At 73.6% G+C, this 13,858-nt stretch carries 14 protein-coding genes and 1 tRNA gene; 2 read left to right on the plus strand and 13 right to left on the minus strand.

Annotated features, from left to right (window positions below; translation table 11 throughout):
- Positions 1-351 precede the first annotated feature (351 nt).
- The 10 genes from AB0J00_RS11420 to AB0J00_RS11465 form a co-directional block, all read right to left on the minus strand.
- Positions 352-657: a hypothetical protein gene (locus tag AB0J00_RS11420; RefSeq protein ID WP_357744146.1), complete on the minus strand. Its 306-nt coding sequence runs from the start codon at positions 655-657 to the stop codon at positions 352-354.
- Entirely contained in the window at positions 654-1,355 is a 702-nt protein-coding gene (locus tag AB0J00_RS11425; protein WP_357744148.1) for a hypothetical protein, read from the minus strand. The genes AB0J00_RS11420 and AB0J00_RS11425 overlap by 4 nt, the downstream gene beginning before the upstream one ends.
- Before the next feature lie 16 nt (positions 1,356-1,371).
- Complete coding sequence (locus AB0J00_RS11430; RefSeq protein ID WP_357744150.1) at positions 1,372-1,815, minus strand: hypothetical protein; 444 nt, start codon at positions 1,813-1,815, stop codon at positions 1,372-1,374.
- 415 nt (positions 1,816-2,230) lie between these two features.
- Positions 2,231-4,759 (minus strand): bifunctional DNA primase/polymerase, encoded by a 2,529-nt coding sequence (locus tag AB0J00_RS11435; RefSeq protein ID WP_357744152.1) that lies wholly within the window; start codon positions 4,757-4,759, stop codon positions 2,231-2,233.
- Positions 4,756-5,307, minus strand: a complete 552-nt coding sequence (locus tag AB0J00_RS11440; RefSeq protein ID WP_357744154.1) for a hypothetical protein — start codon at positions 5,305-5,307, stop codon at positions 4,756-4,758. Before AB0J00_RS11440 ends, AB0J00_RS11435 begins: the two co-directional genes overlap by 4 nt.
- Positions 5,307-5,597, minus strand: coding sequence for a hypothetical protein (locus tag AB0J00_RS11445; RefSeq protein WP_357744156.1), 291 nt, complete (start codon positions 5,595-5,597; stop codon positions 5,307-5,309). Before AB0J00_RS11445 ends, AB0J00_RS11440 begins: the two co-directional genes overlap by 1 nt.
- A 307-nt stretch (positions 5,598-5,904) precedes the next feature.
- Entirely contained in the window at positions 5,905-6,864 is a 960-nt protein-coding gene (locus AB0J00_RS11450; protein WP_357744158.1) for a tyrosine-type recombinase/integrase, read from the minus strand.
- A gap of 73 nt (positions 6,865-6,937) precedes the next feature.
- Positions 6,938-7,014 (minus strand) — tRNA-Ile (locus AB0J00_RS11455).
- A gap of 22 nt (positions 7,015-7,036) precedes the next feature.
- Positions 7,037-7,522: a universal stress protein gene (locus tag AB0J00_RS11460; RefSeq protein ID WP_357744160.1), complete on the minus strand. Its 486-nt coding sequence runs from the start codon at positions 7,520-7,522 to the stop codon at positions 7,037-7,039.
- A 16-nt stretch (positions 7,523-7,538) separates the two neighbouring features.
- Complete coding sequence (locus AB0J00_RS11465; protein ID WP_357744162.1) at positions 7,539-9,173, minus strand: MDR family MFS transporter; 1,635 nt, start codon at positions 9,171-9,173, stop codon at positions 7,539-7,541.
- Positions 9,174-9,370: 197 nt separating this feature from the next.
- On the opposite strand from AB0J00_RS11465, the gene AB0J00_RS11470 reads away from it, so the two are divergent.
- Both AB0J00_RS11470 and AB0J00_RS11475 read left to right on the plus strand, forming a co-directional pair.
- Positions 9,371-9,808: a MarR family winged helix-turn-helix transcriptional regulator gene (locus AB0J00_RS11470; RefSeq protein ID WP_357744164.1), complete on the plus strand. Its 438-nt coding sequence runs from the start codon at positions 9,371-9,373 to the stop codon at positions 9,806-9,808.
- A 322-nt stretch (positions 9,809-10,130) separates the two neighbouring features.
- A complete protein-coding gene (locus AB0J00_RS11475) occupies positions 10,131-10,598 on the plus strand; it encodes a DUF3145 domain-containing protein (protein WP_357744303.1) in 468 nt (155 codons plus the stop codon).
- A gap of 151 nt (positions 10,599-10,749) precedes the next feature.
- Here AB0J00_RS11475 and AB0J00_RS11480 read toward each other — a convergent pair whose 3' ends face one another.
- From AB0J00_RS11480 to AB0J00_RS11490, 3 genes are all read right to left on the minus strand, one after another.
- Complete coding sequence (locus AB0J00_RS11480) at positions 10,750-12,162, minus strand: carboxyl transferase domain-containing protein (protein WP_357744166.1); 1,413 nt, start codon at positions 12,160-12,162, stop codon at positions 10,750-10,752.
- A gap of 93 nt (positions 12,163-12,255) precedes the next feature.
- Complete coding sequence (locus AB0J00_RS11485; RefSeq protein ID WP_357744168.1) at positions 12,256-13,497, minus strand: beta-ketoacyl-[acyl-carrier-protein] synthase family protein; 1,242 nt, start codon at positions 13,495-13,497, stop codon at positions 12,256-12,258.
- A 68-nt stretch (positions 13,498-13,565) separates the two neighbouring features.
- Positions 13,566-13,811: an acyl carrier protein gene (locus AB0J00_RS11490; protein WP_357744170.1), complete on the minus strand. Its 246-nt coding sequence runs from the start codon at positions 13,809-13,811 to the stop codon at positions 13,566-13,568.
- Positions 13,812-13,858: the final 47 nt, after the last annotated feature.

Genomic DNA, 13,858 nt, shown 5'->3' on the forward strand with positions numbered 1-13,858 from the left:
CGCACACCTGGCCTCGAAGACGTCACGGACCACTCCCACTGAACGCGATGCTGCCGTCTGAGCGAGGGTGGGTGGCGACGCTCGTCGGGCGAAGGCGTTGGGTGACGCATTGCTGGCGGCGTCAGTGGCCGTGGTGAGCTGAGAACCGGGAAGTTGGCCTTAATGACGGCGCACGTCACGGTCCGTCTCTCGTCTCCGGCGTCGCCCCTGGGCCTGGGCCACCTTGGCCAGGCTCAGGGGCGGTTGGTGCGAGCCCTTCCAAGCTCAGGGCGTATCGGCGGTCGGGCGGGTGGTGCGCCCGGCGTTGGTGATCGGCTCGGGCTCGGTCCACTCGGTGCGCTGCCGCCACGGTCACCGGGCCGCGCCGTCCCCGCTGCCGCTGCCCGTACCGGCGCCGTCCGCGATGACGGAGACGCGCCCGTCAGCCTCGACACGGACGTGCCCGGTGGTGCCCGCACCCACGAGATAGGCCGGGACCACCACGGGCTCGCCGGCCTCGATAGCCGCCAGCGTGGCGGTGAACGGGGCGGCCCCGGCGGTGTCGTAGCGGACCCGGCGGCGGTATCCCTCGGCCAGGGCCTCGCGGACGGCGACCCAGCTTCCGCGCCGCCTCACGTGACGCCCCGGCCAGTTCAGACCGTGCTGCGCGTCGCTCATCCGAGCATGCCGCCGGACAGCCGGTTGCCCATCTGCCGAGCCCGCTGGGCGTCGCTCGCGGCCTTCTCGGCCGCCGCCTGCGCGGCCTGGAGGGCGGCCAGCTCGTCGGGCGCCGGCTCCGGGGCGAACACCTGGGTGACGCGCATGCGCCACAGAACGTACTCGTCGCTAAGGCGCTGTGCCTCGTCCAGCAGGTCGGTGTCGCCGGTGACCTGGAGCCACCAGCTGCGGGCCTTCTCTCGGCCGCCGTCGCGCTCCATGAGTGCGGTGAGGCTGGCGCGGAGGGCGACGTCGTCACTGAAGGCGGCGGCGTCCTGGAGCATCTGCTCCAGCCCCTTGTCGGTAGCCGCCCGCGCCTGCGACAGCACCGAGCGGAACGCCTGGAGCAGCACCGCCCGGTCCGCGTCGCTGGCGTCGTCCGCCACGTCCGGACCCCAAGGCACCTGCCCCTCCAGCCACTGGACGCGGGCCGTCCGGCGGGCCAGCACCTCCTGGAGGCCGATGGCCAGGGCGGCGTTGAGCTCCTGCCAGCCGGTGACCACCAGCCGGGCGCTGTTGATCGGGTCCGACGACGCCCGGTTGCGGATGGCGGTCACCTGCTGCCAGTACTTCTGGCGCAACTGCTCCGCGGCGATCACCTCGGGGGTCTGGTCGATGGGGGGCACCGGCTCGGGCACGATGTTGAGGTCGGTGATCATGAGTTCTCCTGGTCTGTCAGGTGCAGCGGTGGGCGGCCATCGCCGCGACGGCCTGCGGTGTCCACAGCCGGGGCCGGTAGCTGTCGGGCACCGGCTCGACACCGGCCCGCCGGGCGAGGCGGGGCACGTGGCGGGCGGTGCACGTCAGCCGGTCGGCCACCTGGGCGGTGGTCAGCAGGCCATCGGGACGGCGACGGGACGAGCTTCGCGGGATGTCCGTCGATGTCGGAACTGCGTGTCCGTTGACCGACGGACACGTGCCCTGGTGGTTCCAGTGGTGCTGGGCCGACTCGCGCAGCGCCTCGTAGGACTGCCGCAGGAGCGGCGGGGCCTGGCCGGCCTGCACCTGCCTGCCGATGACGTTCTGCAAGATCGGGAACAGCTGCGCCGCCGCCTCCTCGGCGATCCAAGCGCCACCGGCCTGCATCACGGCCGCGCGGGGGCCGGGAGTGCGGGTCACCGGGCACCGTCCAGGCGCACGCCCTCACGGGTGGTCTGGGCGGCCCCTGACCTGGGGGCCGGCAGGTCGGGCGTGCGGGGGTCGCGGGGGTCGCGGGGGTTGGTTCCGGCAGAAGTCGCACGAGGGGGGTGCTCGGGGCCCCTCCCCCTCTTCTGCCCCCTTCGGTCAACAAAGGGGACCCAGGCGCTGGGACCCGCAGACCCGCAGGGGGCGGGGGGACTTGTCGGGGAATGGACCCCCGCAATCCCCGCAATCCCCGCAACCCCCGCGCACGACGCCGACGTGCAGGTCAGACGCGCGCAGAACCCCCGCAGAGCGCTGGAGTACCCCCGCAGGGCGCGGGGGTAAGACCCGCGCCATCCCCGCATCCCCCGCGCCCTGCTGGCCCTCCTCGGGGCGCAGCGCGAGACCGTGCTCACAGTCCCACCGCCTGCTGCCCGTCGATGACCCGCAGCGGGCCGGTCTCCCAGGTGCCCGACGGCGGGGCGACGGTCCAGCGCGCGACCTTGCCCCGGTTGTTGGCTCCGTGGTCGGTGACCGTCCAGCCGGCCTGGCGCATGGTCTGCGCCTGGGTCTTGAGCCACTTGGTGACCGCGCGGGCGTCGGCCGGCCACCCCTTCGGCGCGTGCAGGCCGAACACCGGCACCCTGGCCAGCAGCTCGCTGGAGGTGCCCGTGAAGGAGCGCCCCCCGGCCAGGGCGGTACTCAGCGCTCCCAGGAACGGGTCGGCGACCAGGTTGTCCACGGCCGCCCGTTCCAGCGAGGCCATGTACCTGGCCAGCCCGTCGCTTCCGGTGGCCTGGTCGACGGCGGCCAGGACGTGCGCGAAGTCCGCCATTCGCGGCTGACGCTCCAGTGCGAGCGTCGGCAGGGCGGCGAGCACCTGGACAGTGAGGTCCAGCAGGGCACCGAGCACGCGCGGGTGCACCTGGTCCCACCCCTCCCACAGCGCCGCCTCGGTGCGGCGGGCCGAGGCGTCGATGGCGTGCAGCTCGATCCAGACGGTGCGCTCGGCCAGGTCGCCCTTGACCGCGCCGAAGTCGATGCCGTTGAGCAGCAGGCACCTCTTGAACCGGAACACCATCAGGTCGTCGTCGGTGTAGAGCTTCCGGCGGGTGTCCGCGTCCCCGGTGACCGCGCGGCACAGGCTGTCGGACAGCGAGTCGGAGACGCCCGACAGGTTGTCGATACCGAACATGTAGGCGCCCTGGGCGCTGGACACCCAGCTTTCCGTGTCGCGGGGCGGCTTGACCATCGGGGCGGGGCTGGGGTCGAGCACGCCGACCAGCACCTTGCCGGCCGTGGTCTTGCCGGTGCCCTGCTCGCCGTTGAGCGTCAGGATCGGGTGCGGGATCATCGGGTTCAGCGCGGCGACCAGCCAGCCGACCACCAGCGGCCGGTCGTCGGGCGTGACGTTGAGGAAGCGCCACAGCTCGTCCAGGTCCCCGCCGGACACCGGGTCGGGCAGCGCGGCGGTGAGCTGGGTGCGCCGGAACAGCACGGGCGCGGCGTCCTCGACCTGCCAGCCGGAGGCGTTGATCCGCACCGCCCGGCCGCTGGTGTCGCCCAGGTCCAGCCACAGGTCGTCGCCGTGCCGGGCCACGCGCTGGTGCAGCGTCTGGGGCTCCTGCTCCTGCGCGAAGCCCTCGATCACGGCCAGGGCGTCGGTGAGCGCCTGGGAGCGCGCGACACCTTCGGTCCTGCGCCGGTACTCCGCCGCCAGCTGGCTGCGCAGCGACATCCTCCCGCCCCGGAGCATCTGCACCAGCCGGGGACCGGTGCGGGGGACGCCGAACACCTCGCCGGTGTCACTGACGCCGAACCCGTACAGCTCCTCGGCGAGGGTGACCAGCGTGGCGGCCGTCGACCGCTCCCGGTCGCGCGCACCCGCGTCGTCGTCCGCCGACCGCATGCCCTGGTCCGCCGTCACGGCTCCCGGACCGCCGCTGGCGACGGTGGCCGCGGACGTCGAGCGCGACGCCGGCCGACCGTACCCCTCCGCCTTCAGCGCCTGTGCCGCCGCGTTGTAGTCACCATCGTGGTGCCACGCCGCCCGGTACCCGAACTTGCTGTAGGTGCGCTCAGGCTCCAGCACGGTGGAGCTGGTGAACACGTAGAGCCAGTCACCCTGGTAGCCGGTGGTGGCGCTGATTCCCTGCGCCTTGCCGGGGCGCGTCCAGTAGGTGACCTCGCCCCGCTGGAACGCCCGCCGCCAGCCGTCGGTGGCCAGCAGCTCGGTCCAGTCGGTGCGGGCGTTGAAGTCGTCGCCGGGGGACACGCCGTCGGTGCCGCCCGGCCGGGCCAGGGCCGCGAACACCGGGGCGGGGGCCGGCGTGGGCACCGAGCGCTCGTCCAGGGCCACCTGGATGATCCGGTGCAGGCGCTCCCGCTCGTCCCAGGTGACCACCGGGATGGTCGACGGGCCGCCGGTGGCGGTCAGGTAGCTGGCGCCCGTGGGGTGGACGCGCCCGCCGGACGGGGCGGTGATGAACCACCCGCCCTCGCCACGGGTCTCGGCCAGCGTCACGTGGTCGGCGGTGGCGGCGATCTTGGTGTTACCCGGCACCGGGTGGTCGGTGATCCGGATCGGCACGTGCAGGCCACCACCGGCCGACCACACCACCCAGCCGCCGAGCCACCCGGCCAGCAGCTCGGACTCCCCGGCCGCGTCGGCGACCTCCGACAGCTTGGCCAGGGCCCCGCCGGCGACAGTGCGGGCCTCCAGCTCGATCAGCTCGACGTGACCGGACACCTCGCCCGCGACGATGCCCAGGCCGTCGTACTCGCCCGAGGCGAACCACTGGTGGAGCTGTTCGACGTCGGGGCGCTCGGTCTGCCAGCGCTTCCAGTCGACCGCCGGGCGCTTGGTGCCGTCGTTGGCCGCCGGGAGCACGGCGAGCCCGGCCGCGTGCATCTCCAGCGCGGCCGTCAGCACGGCGCTCACAGGTCGACCCCCTGACGCATGGGACCGCCCTGACGGCGCACGTCGGACTGCTGGCCGGTCTTCCCCTGGTCGGCGTCCCAGGCCACCTGCCAGCGGTCCACCGCCTCGGCCAGCGCCCGGTCACCGGCGGGGCAGCCGGGCCGGTGGTGCACCCAGGCACGACCGCGCGGCACACCGCCGGTGCGCCCGGCGCGACGCCGCTCGGCGCGGTTGACGCCCACCACGAGCGGTGCCGCGCAGTTGTCGCACCGGCCGTTGAGCATGGCCGTGCGCCGCAGGGTGATGCCCTCGCGGACGTCGGCCGGGGCGTTGCTCGGCGTGGCCGGCAGGGCGAACCCGACCAGCCGACCGTGCGCGTCGTACTCCATACCGATCCAGGTCCAGGGCATCCCCTCGATGATCTCGCCGGTGAGCACGGCCGTCGGGCTGGTCGCGGGGGTCACCGGGCCGCCACCGTGAGCCTCGGGGTTCTCCAGCTTGGCGGCGGTGCGCTCCTGGGCCTCGGTGTCCCGCTGGCCGGCGGGCCCGAGGCCGTTCTGCGTCGTCATCAGGCGACCTGGCCCTTCGACGGCTTGCGGCCGCTGGCGGCCTTCTGGCGGCGAGCCTGAGCCGAGCGGAGCGCGAGGCGGGTGTAGTAGGCCTTGCGGGCTGATTCGGCACGGCGGGCGCGCTCGGCCGGCGGCAGGATGCCGTCCGGGTCGACCTCACGCTCGAACTTGGACAGCATGGCGGCGCGGGCGGGCGCGGTGCGGGCGGACGGGTCCTCGGTGCGGGCCCACGACTTGTGGGCGGCGATGCGCGCGATCAGGGCGCGGTCGTGCGGGGACGAAGACGGCATGACGAAGCAGCTCCCGGTTAGGGGTGAACTGCCTGTGCCGCTACGGCTCGGGGACCCGATCGCCCTTCGTAGTCATTCAGGCTGGTGCATCAGCGTGTCGGTGGTCCATGGCTTCGGTTCACAACAGGGGCGCAATGCCCCCTGCTGACCGCCTGGCAGGGCTCGGGTCCGGCCCTGAGGTTCCGTTGAGACAACCCAAACACAGCACAACGTGCTTGCGCCAGAGAACAGCGTCGAACGCCTGTTCTCCGTCCCCAGAACAACAGGCGTCACACGGCGTCCCTCCCCGCGCTGCGTAAGGAGGGGGCTAGAGCCGGTCGCCGAGGGCGGCCCGCCGGAAGGCGTCACGAGCCCGTTCGTCGGCGGCGCTGGCGGCGTACCGGCCGACCATCTCCCGCGACCGCCACCCGGCCAGGCGCATCAGGTCCTGCTCCTGGCCCCCGCTGGCCAGCCAGCTGTGGGCGTAGGTGTGCCGGAACCGGTGCGGATGCACGTTCTCAACCCCGGCGTCTGCGGCGCGGCGCTTGAGCATCTGGGCAACCCCCCAGTGCGTCATCGCCCCCTGCTTCCCCAGCCACAGCGCCGGGAGGGCCGCCTTCGGGTGGGTGGCCCGCGCCCGCAGGTAGCGGCGCAGCGCGTCGGCGGTCTTGGAGCCGTAGGGAACGGCACGTCCCCGGCGGCCCTTGCCCATGACGTGGGCAACGGCCTGCTCGGCGTCCAGAGCGTCCACCGTCAGCTCGGCCAGCTCCGACAGCCGCACGCCCGTGTCCATGAGCATGCGCACCAGGGCGGTGTCCCGGCGGTTCTCGAACGTGTTGCCCTTGCAGGCGTCCAGCAGGGCGGCCAGCTCGGCGTCGGTGAGGATGTCGACCGGCTGCTCGGGCACGGCCGGCGGGCGCATCCGGGCCATGGGGGAGCGCGCGATCTCCCCGTCCTCCTCCAGCCACCGGAACAGCTGCTGCAGCGAGCGGTAGTGCTTGGCGACGGTGGCCGGCTTGACCCGGTCGGTCAGGTCGGCCAAGAACGCCTCCAGGTGGTCGCGGCCGATGAGGCTGACCCGCGTGGGCATGCCCTGCTCGGTGAGCCAGCTCAGCAGGTTTCCGCCGACGGTCACGTAGCTCGTGATCGTGGACGGAGCGATGTTGCGTGCCCGGAGGTGCGTGCGCCAGTCCGGCAGCAGCAGCGATAGGTCGTCCATGGCGGTGGTCTTGGCGAAGGCGGCGGACGCCTTGGCGGCGGCCTTGGAGCGGGCGGGCGAGGTCGGCACGAGGCTGAAGCTAGACGCCCAGTCCCTTGCTCGACAAGCGTTGTGCGGGACTCGGTCCCATTGTCTCGCCTGGTGGTGGGGCGGGTGGGGCTCGAACCCACGACCCAGGGATTATGAGTCCCATGCTCTGACCGGCTGAGCTACCGCCCCGCAGGAGAACTTAGCGGCTGGGTCAGGGCACCACGGTGACCGGCCAGCGGCCGCAGCGCACCAGCCGGACGGCGAGCGACCCGGTGATCCGGTGCCCGGCGGACGCCGACGCCCCGACGACCACGGCGTCCGCGAGCAGCTCGCCGCACAGCCGGGTGAGCTCCTGGAACGGGTCACCCCGCCGGACGACGAACTCCGCCCGGATCCCGATGACCTCTGCCTCCGCCTCGACCTGCTTGCGCAGGTCGTCGGCGATCTCGCTGAGCGTCTCCTCCAGCGGCCACGGCTGGCTCGGCGCCAGCATCGCCGCGGCGGGGGTCGCGGCCACGTGCGCCACCACCAGCCTGGCCCGCTGACGACGGGCCAGGCCGGCGGCGTACGCGCCCGCCCGCAGCGACGGGGGAGTGCCGTCGAAGCCGACGACGATCACCCGGGGGCCGTCGGTGCCCCGTTCGAAGCCCGGCGTGCCCGAGGTCCGGGGCTCGCCGGTGCCAGGTGCGTCCGTCATCGGTCGGTCCGCCGCGTCAGGAAGCGGCGGCGTGCCGGCCGCCGGCCGGCCGGGCCTCGACCAGGTCGTCGGCGGCGGTCTCCGGCACCACGTGCTCGGGCTGCGTCTCCGGGCTGGCGACGGCGTTGCTGGTCCGCAGCGCCACCTCCTTGATGAACACGACCACCACGATCGCGACCAGCGAGATCGCCGCGGCGATGAGGAACACGTCGCCGATGACGTCGCCGTAGACCCCGCGCACCAGCGACTGCACCGGGCCCGGCAGGGCGCTCACGTCGAACGTGCCGCCCTCGCTCGCCCCGGCCGGGACGCCGAGCGACCGCAGTCCCGAGGCGACGTCCGTGCTGATCCGGCTGGCCGCGATCGAGCCGAGCACCGAGACGCCGGCCGCACCGCCCATCGACCGGAAGAAGGTGACCACCGAGGACGCCGCACCGATGTTGCGGACGTCGACCGTGTTCTGCACCGCAAGCACCAGGTTCTGCATCGACATGCCGACGCCCAGGCCCACCAGCGCCATGTAGATCGCCATCACCCAGTAGCTCGTCCGGTGGTCGATCGTGCCGAGCAGGCCCAGCCCCGCGGCCAGCAGCACCGTGCCCAGCACGATGAACCGCTTCCACCGGCCGGTCCGGGTGATGATCTGACCGGAGACGGTCGAGGCGACCAGCAGGCCGGCGATCATCGGGATCGTCGCCAGGCCCGCCTTCGTCGGCGACCAGCCCTTGCCGATCTGGAAGTACTGGCCGAAGAACACCGACGCACCGAACATCGCCACGCCGACGGCGATCGAGGCGAGGATCGCCAGCGCCGTCGTCCGCTCCCGGACGATCTGCAGCGGGATGATCGGCTCCGCGACCCGGCTCTCGACGATCACCGTGAGGACCAGGCCGAGCAGGCCGCCGAGCGCGAAGACCAGCGACTGCCAGGACATCCAGTCGAAGCTGCTGCCGGCGAACGACACCCAGATGAGCAGGACGCTCACCGACGCGGTGATCAGCGTGGCGCCGACCCAGTCGATGCGCACCTCGCGCTTGAGCGTGGGCACGTGCAGCGTCCGCTGGAGGACGACGAGCGCGATGAGGGCGACCGGCACGCACACGTAGAACGTCCACCGCCAGCCCAGCCACGAGGTGTCGACGATGACGCCGCCGAGCAGCGGGCCGCCGACGGTGGCCACGGCCATGACCGCGCCGAGGTAGCCGGAGTACTTGCCGCGCTCACGCGGCGGGATCAGCGCACCGATGACGACCTGGGCCAGCGACTGCAGCCCGCCCATGCCGATGCCCTGGATGACGCGGAAGGCGATGAGCATGCCCATCGACTGGGTGAGCCCGCACAGCGCCGAGCCGATGACGAACACGATGATCGCCAGCTGGACCAGCAGCTTCTTGCTGAACAGGTCGGCCAGCTTGCCCCAGATCGGGGTGGCCGCGGTCGCGGCCAGCAGGGCGGCGGTGACCACCCAGGTGTACTGCGACTCGGTGCCGTGCAGCTGGGCGGTGATCGTCGGCAGTGCGTTGGAGACGATCGTCGAGCTCAGCAGGCCGACGAAGAGGGCGAGCAGCAGGCCGCTCAGCGCCTCGAGGGTCTCGCGCTTGCTCATCGCGGCGCCGGCGGCCGGCGTGCTCACCGCCTGGGTGGTGCTCATCCGGTGGGGCCCTTCGTGTGCGTCCAGTCGGTCCGGCGGCCGGAACGGGCCGGGCGGGACCTCGGCGCGGTCGCTCTGGCCGCGCACTGTCTCCAACAGTGTGGCACTGGTCGTTGATACCTGCAACGAAGTGGCACACTGGGTGTGTCTGCTCACTCCGCAGGAGTGGGTCGGTCCCGAGAGGTGGAGGAGGGCGGATGGACGTCGAGGCGGCGGTGGCGGCGCTCGAGGAGGAGATGGCCGGCCTCTGGCGGCGGGGGCGCAGCCGCATCCGGGACGCCGCCCGCGCGGTCGACCCGCAGCTGGACCCGGCGAGCTACCCGCTGCTCACCGTGCTCGTGCGCCGCGGCCCCACCCGCGTCTCCGACCTCGGCGCGGCGCTGGACCTGGACAAGTCGACCGTCAGCCGGCAGGTCGACGCCGCCGCCCGGCTCGGGCTGGTCGACCGGGTGCCCGACCCCGCCGACGCCCGGGTCCGGCTGGTCACCCTCACCGAGCTCGGCCACCGGCAGATGGACGCCGTCCACACCCAGCGGCTGGCCCGCTGGCGCGCCTCGCTGGCCACCTGGGAGGCCGACGACCTCCAGCAGCTGACCGCGCTGCTGCGCCGGCTGCAGGCCACCGGCCTCACCTGACCGCCGACCGGCCGCTGCCCACTGGGTGGACGCCGCCGGGAAGTTGGACGAACAGGGCAACGATCGTCCAGTCAGGCCGCTGACCTGCGCGCACGGCGCCCGGATCCGCGTTCCCGGTGGACGACTCGAGTCACAACCGTCCCATCGGCCCCATCCCGCACTGGCGCGCCGCGGGAGTGATCCGGCAGACTGATCAGCAGTACAAGCAGTGCCGGCGCAGCCGACACCACCACGTGCACGACAGGTCCGTTGGGGAAGACGAGGCCAGTCGAGTCGATGGAGGTGCACCGTGCAGCGGCGGTCAACACAGGGTGTCGTCTTCGTGCATGCGTGCCCGAAGGCGCTCTGCCAGCACGTCGAGTGGGCGCTTGAGCGCGTGGTCGGCGCGCCGGTGTCTTTGACGTGGGCTGAGCAGCCCGCGGCGCACGGTCACTACCGTGCCGAGGTCGCGTGGACCGGGGCTCCCGGTACCGGGGCCAAGTTGGTGGCTGCTCTGCGCGCGTGGCCGATGCTGCGCTTCGAGGTCACCGAGGAGCCCAGCGCCGGCAACGACGGCGAGCGCATGTCGTACGTGCCCGGGCACGGCGTGCACCGCTCGGCGACCAGCGCCAACGGCGACCTGATCCTCACCGAAGGCCAGCTGCGGCACCTCGCGGCCACCGCCACCTCGGTCGAGGCCTTCCGCCACGGCGTCGACGCGCTGCTCGGCGCGGCCTGGGACGCCGACCTCGAGGTCTACCGGCACGCCGGCGACGGCTCCCCGGTCACCTGGCTGCACCAGGTCGTCTGACGCCGTCCCCCTGCGCCAAAGGCCGTCCCCCCGCACGAGCGTTGGTGCGGGGGGACGGCCTTTGATCAGGTCACCTGATCGAAACCCAGCCCCGCAACGGCAGAGCGGCCCGGCACCTCGACGAGGTGCCGGGCCGCTCTCGCGTCCGTGCCTACAGCGGGATGTTGCCGTGCGCGCCGCGGCCGGCCGGGGCCTCGGCCAGCGCGGTGACCAGCCGGCGCTTGGTGTCCGTCGGCGGCACGACGTCGTCGACCACGCCGATCTCCCGGGCGCGGTTGACCCCGCCGGCGATCTTCTCGTGCTCGGCGGCGAGCTGCGCGTGCAGCGCCTCGCGCTCCCCGGGCGGGGCGGCGGCCAGCTTCTTGCGGTGCAGGATGCCGACGGCGGCCTTGGCGCCCATGACGGCCACCTCGGCACCGGGCCAGGCGAACACCGCGGTCGCACCCAGCGAGCGGGAGTTCATCGCGATGTACGCGCCGCCGTAGGACTTGCGGGTCACCAGCGTCACCCGCGGCACCACGGCCTCGGCGAAGGCGTGCAGCAGCTTCGCGCCGCGGCGCACCACGCCGTCCCACTCCTGGCCGACTCCGGGCAGGTAGCCGGGGACGTCCACGACGACGACCAGCGGGACGCCGAACGCGTCGCACATCCGCACGAACCGGGCCGCCTTCTCCGCCGACGCGGAGTCCAGGCAGCCGCCCAGCCGCAGCGGGTTGTTGGCGATGACGCCGACCGTCCGGCCGGCCATCCGGCCCAGCGTGGTGACGACGTTCGGCGCGAACCGCGGGTGCAGCTCCACGCCGGGGCCGTCGAGCAGCGCGGCGACCAGCGGCTTGACGTCGTAGGCGCGGTTGGCCTTCTCCGGCAGCAGCGCGCCGAGGTCGACGTCCGGCGCACCGGCGTCGGGGGCGAAGCTGCCCTGGGCGGCGAGCAGGTCGACGACGGTGCGGGCGGTCTGCAGCGCCTCGGCCTCGCTGTCGGTGACCACGTGGACGACGCCGGAGCGCCGGCCGTGGGTGTCCGGGCCGCCGAGGCTCTCCATGTCGACGTCCTCGCCGGTGACCGAGCGGACGACGTCCGGACCGGTGACGAACACGCGACCGGCCGGGCCCATGATCACCAGGTCGGTGAGCGCGGGGCCGTAGGCGGCGCCGCCGGCGGCGGGGCCCAGCACGACGGAGATCTGCGGGATGCGGCCCGAGGCCCGCACCATCGCGTTGAACACCTCGCCGACCGCGTGCAGGGCGACGACGCCCTCGGCCAGCCGGGCGCCACCGGAGTGCCAGATGCCGACGACCGGCACCCGCTCGCGCAGCGCGGCGTCGATGGCGTCGACGATGTGCCGGCAGCCGTCGAGGCCCATCGCGCCGCCCATGATGGTGGCGTCGGTGCAGAAGGCGATCGCCGGCGAGCCGTCGACGCTGCCGCGGCCGGCGAGCACGCCGGAGGTGTCGCGGGCGGCGAGCAGCTGCAGCGAACCGGGGTCGAAGAACCGGGCGAGCCGGTCCTCGGGGTCACGCGGGTCGACGGTGGGCGCCGGGGGCGCCGACTGGGTCGTGGTCACGAGCAGCTCCTCGAAGCGGATGTGCTGCGGTTGCGGCCCCGCTGCAGGGGCCCGCCGCGAGCGTGCGAGTGGTGGGGGCAGCGGGGTCCTTCGTCAGGCGGTGGTGAAGACCAGCGCCATGTTGTGGCCACCGAAGCCGAACGAGTCGTTGAGCGCCGCGGAGAAGCTGGCCTTGCGGGCCTCGCGGCGGACGATGTCGAGGGCCTGCACCGACGCGTCGTCGTCCGGGTCGTCGAGGTTCGCCGTCGCGGGCACGAGCTGGTCGCGCAGCGCGAGGATGGTGAACACCGACTCCAGGGCGCCGGCGGCGCCGAGCAGGTGGCCGGTCTGGCTCTTGGTGGCGGTGACCAGCGCGTGCTCGCCGATGCCGTGCCGGATGGCGGAGGCCTCGGCGGTGTCACCGATCGGGGTCGAGGTGGCGTGCGCGTTGACGTGGCCGATGTCGGCGGGGGTGAGCCCGGCGTCCCGGATGGCCGCGGCGATCGCGCGGCCGGCGCCCTCGCCCTCGGGGTGCGGGGCGACCAGGTCGTAGCCGTCGGCGGTGGCGCCGGCGCCGGCGAGCCGGGCGTAGACGGTGGCGCCGCGGGCGGCCGCCGCGTCGGCGCGCTCGAGCACGAGCGCGGCCGCGCCCTCACCGAGCACGAAGCCGTCGCGGCCCTTGTCGAACGGGCGCGAGGCGCGCTCGGGCTCGTCGTTGCGGGTGCTCATCGCGCGCATCGCGGCGAAGCCGGCCATCGGCAGGGGGTGGACGACGGCCTCGGTGCCCCCGACGACGACGAGGTCGGCGCGGTTGAACCGGAGCAGGTCCAGGCCCCAGCGGATGGCCTCGGCGCCGGAGGCGCAGGCGCTGACCGGGGCGTGCACGCCGGCCCGCGCGCCCACGGCCAGCCCGACCGCGGCGGCCGGGCCGTTGGGCATGAGCATCGGGATGGTGAAGGGGGAGACCCGCTTGGCGCCCTTGGCCTCCAGGACGTCGTCCTGGCCGAGGAGGGTCAGCGCCCCGCCGATGCCGGTGCCGAACACGACGGCGATCCGCTCGGGGTCGACGCCGGAGTTGGCGCCGGCGGCGTCGCGCCAGGCCTCCTCGGCGGCGATCACGGCGACCTGCTGGCTGCGGTCGAGCCGGCGGGCCCGCACGCGGTCCAGCTGCTCGGAGGGGTCGACGGCCAGGCGGGCGACGAGCTGGGCAGGGAGCTCCTGCGCCCAGTCGTCGGTGAGCCGACTCACCCCGGACCGGCCGGCCAGCAGCGCCTCCCAGGTGGAGGCGACGTCACCACCGAGAGGGGTGGTGGCACCGAGCCCGGTGACGACGACGTCGGCGGTGGGCGTGCTCATGGACGGTCCTTCCTGGAACTGACTGGCCGGTCGGCCGGGGGAGTGCGGTGCCTAGCCGAGCTGCGAGCTCAGCCCTGGTTCTTCTCGATGTAGGAGATGGCGTCACCGACGGTCTTGATGTTGCCCAGCTCGTCGTCGGGGATCGCGACGCCGAACTTGTCCTCGACGGCCGTGGCGATCTCGACCATCGACAGCGAGTCGACGTCGAGGTCCTCGGTGAAGGACTTCTCCGGGGTGGCGTCGGCGGGGGTCACGCCGGCCACCTCCTCCAGGATCTCGCCGATGCCGGCCTGGATCTCCTGCGTGCTGGCCATGGGGGTCCTCTCTCTCGGATGGTGGCGGGCCCGGGGGCGCCGCCGTC

Origin of the sequence: Modestobacter sp. NPDC049651 (assembly GCF_040659695.1) — a bacterium.
GTDB lineage: Bacteria > Actinomycetota > Actinomycetes > Mycobacteriales > Geodermatophilaceae > Modestobacter.

Bases quoted from the DNA above. Each gene is read 5' to 3' on its own strand.
- AB0J00_RS11420 (WP_357744146.1), bottom strand. From the start codon at position 657: ATGAGCGACGCGCAGCACGGTCTGAACTGGCCGGGGCGTCACGTGAGG.
- AB0J00_RS11425 (WP_357744148.1), bottom strand. From the start codon at position 1,355: ATGATCACCGACCTCAACATCGTGCCCGAGCCGGTGCCCCCCATCGAC.
- AB0J00_RS11440 (WP_357744154.1), bottom strand. From the start codon at position 5,307: ATGACGACGCAGAACGGCCTCGGGCCCGCCGGCCAGCGGGACACCGAG.
- AB0J00_RS11445 (WP_357744156.1), bottom strand. From the start codon at position 5,597: ATGCCGTCTTCGTCCCCGCACGACCGCGCCCTGATCGCGCGCATCGCC.
- AB0J00_RS11460 (WP_357744160.1), bottom strand. From the start codon at position 7,522: ATGACGGACGCACCTGGCACCGGCGAGCCCCGGACCTCGGGCACGCCG.
- AB0J00_RS11465 (WP_357744162.1), bottom strand. From the start codon at position 9,173: ATGAGCACCACCCAGGCGGTGAGCACGCCGGCCGCCGGCGCCGCGATG.
- AB0J00_RS11470 (WP_357744164.1), top strand. From the start codon at position 9,371: ATGGACGTCGAGGCGGCGGTGGCGGCGCTCGAGGAGGAGATGGCCGGC.
- AB0J00_RS11485 (WP_357744168.1), bottom strand. From the start codon at position 13,497: ATGAGCACGCCCACCGCCGACGTCGTCGTCACCGGGCTCGGTGCCACC.
- AB0J00_RS11490 (WP_357744170.1), bottom strand. From the start codon at position 13,811: ATGGCCAGCACGCAGGAGATCCAGGCCGGCATCGGCGAGATCCTGGAG.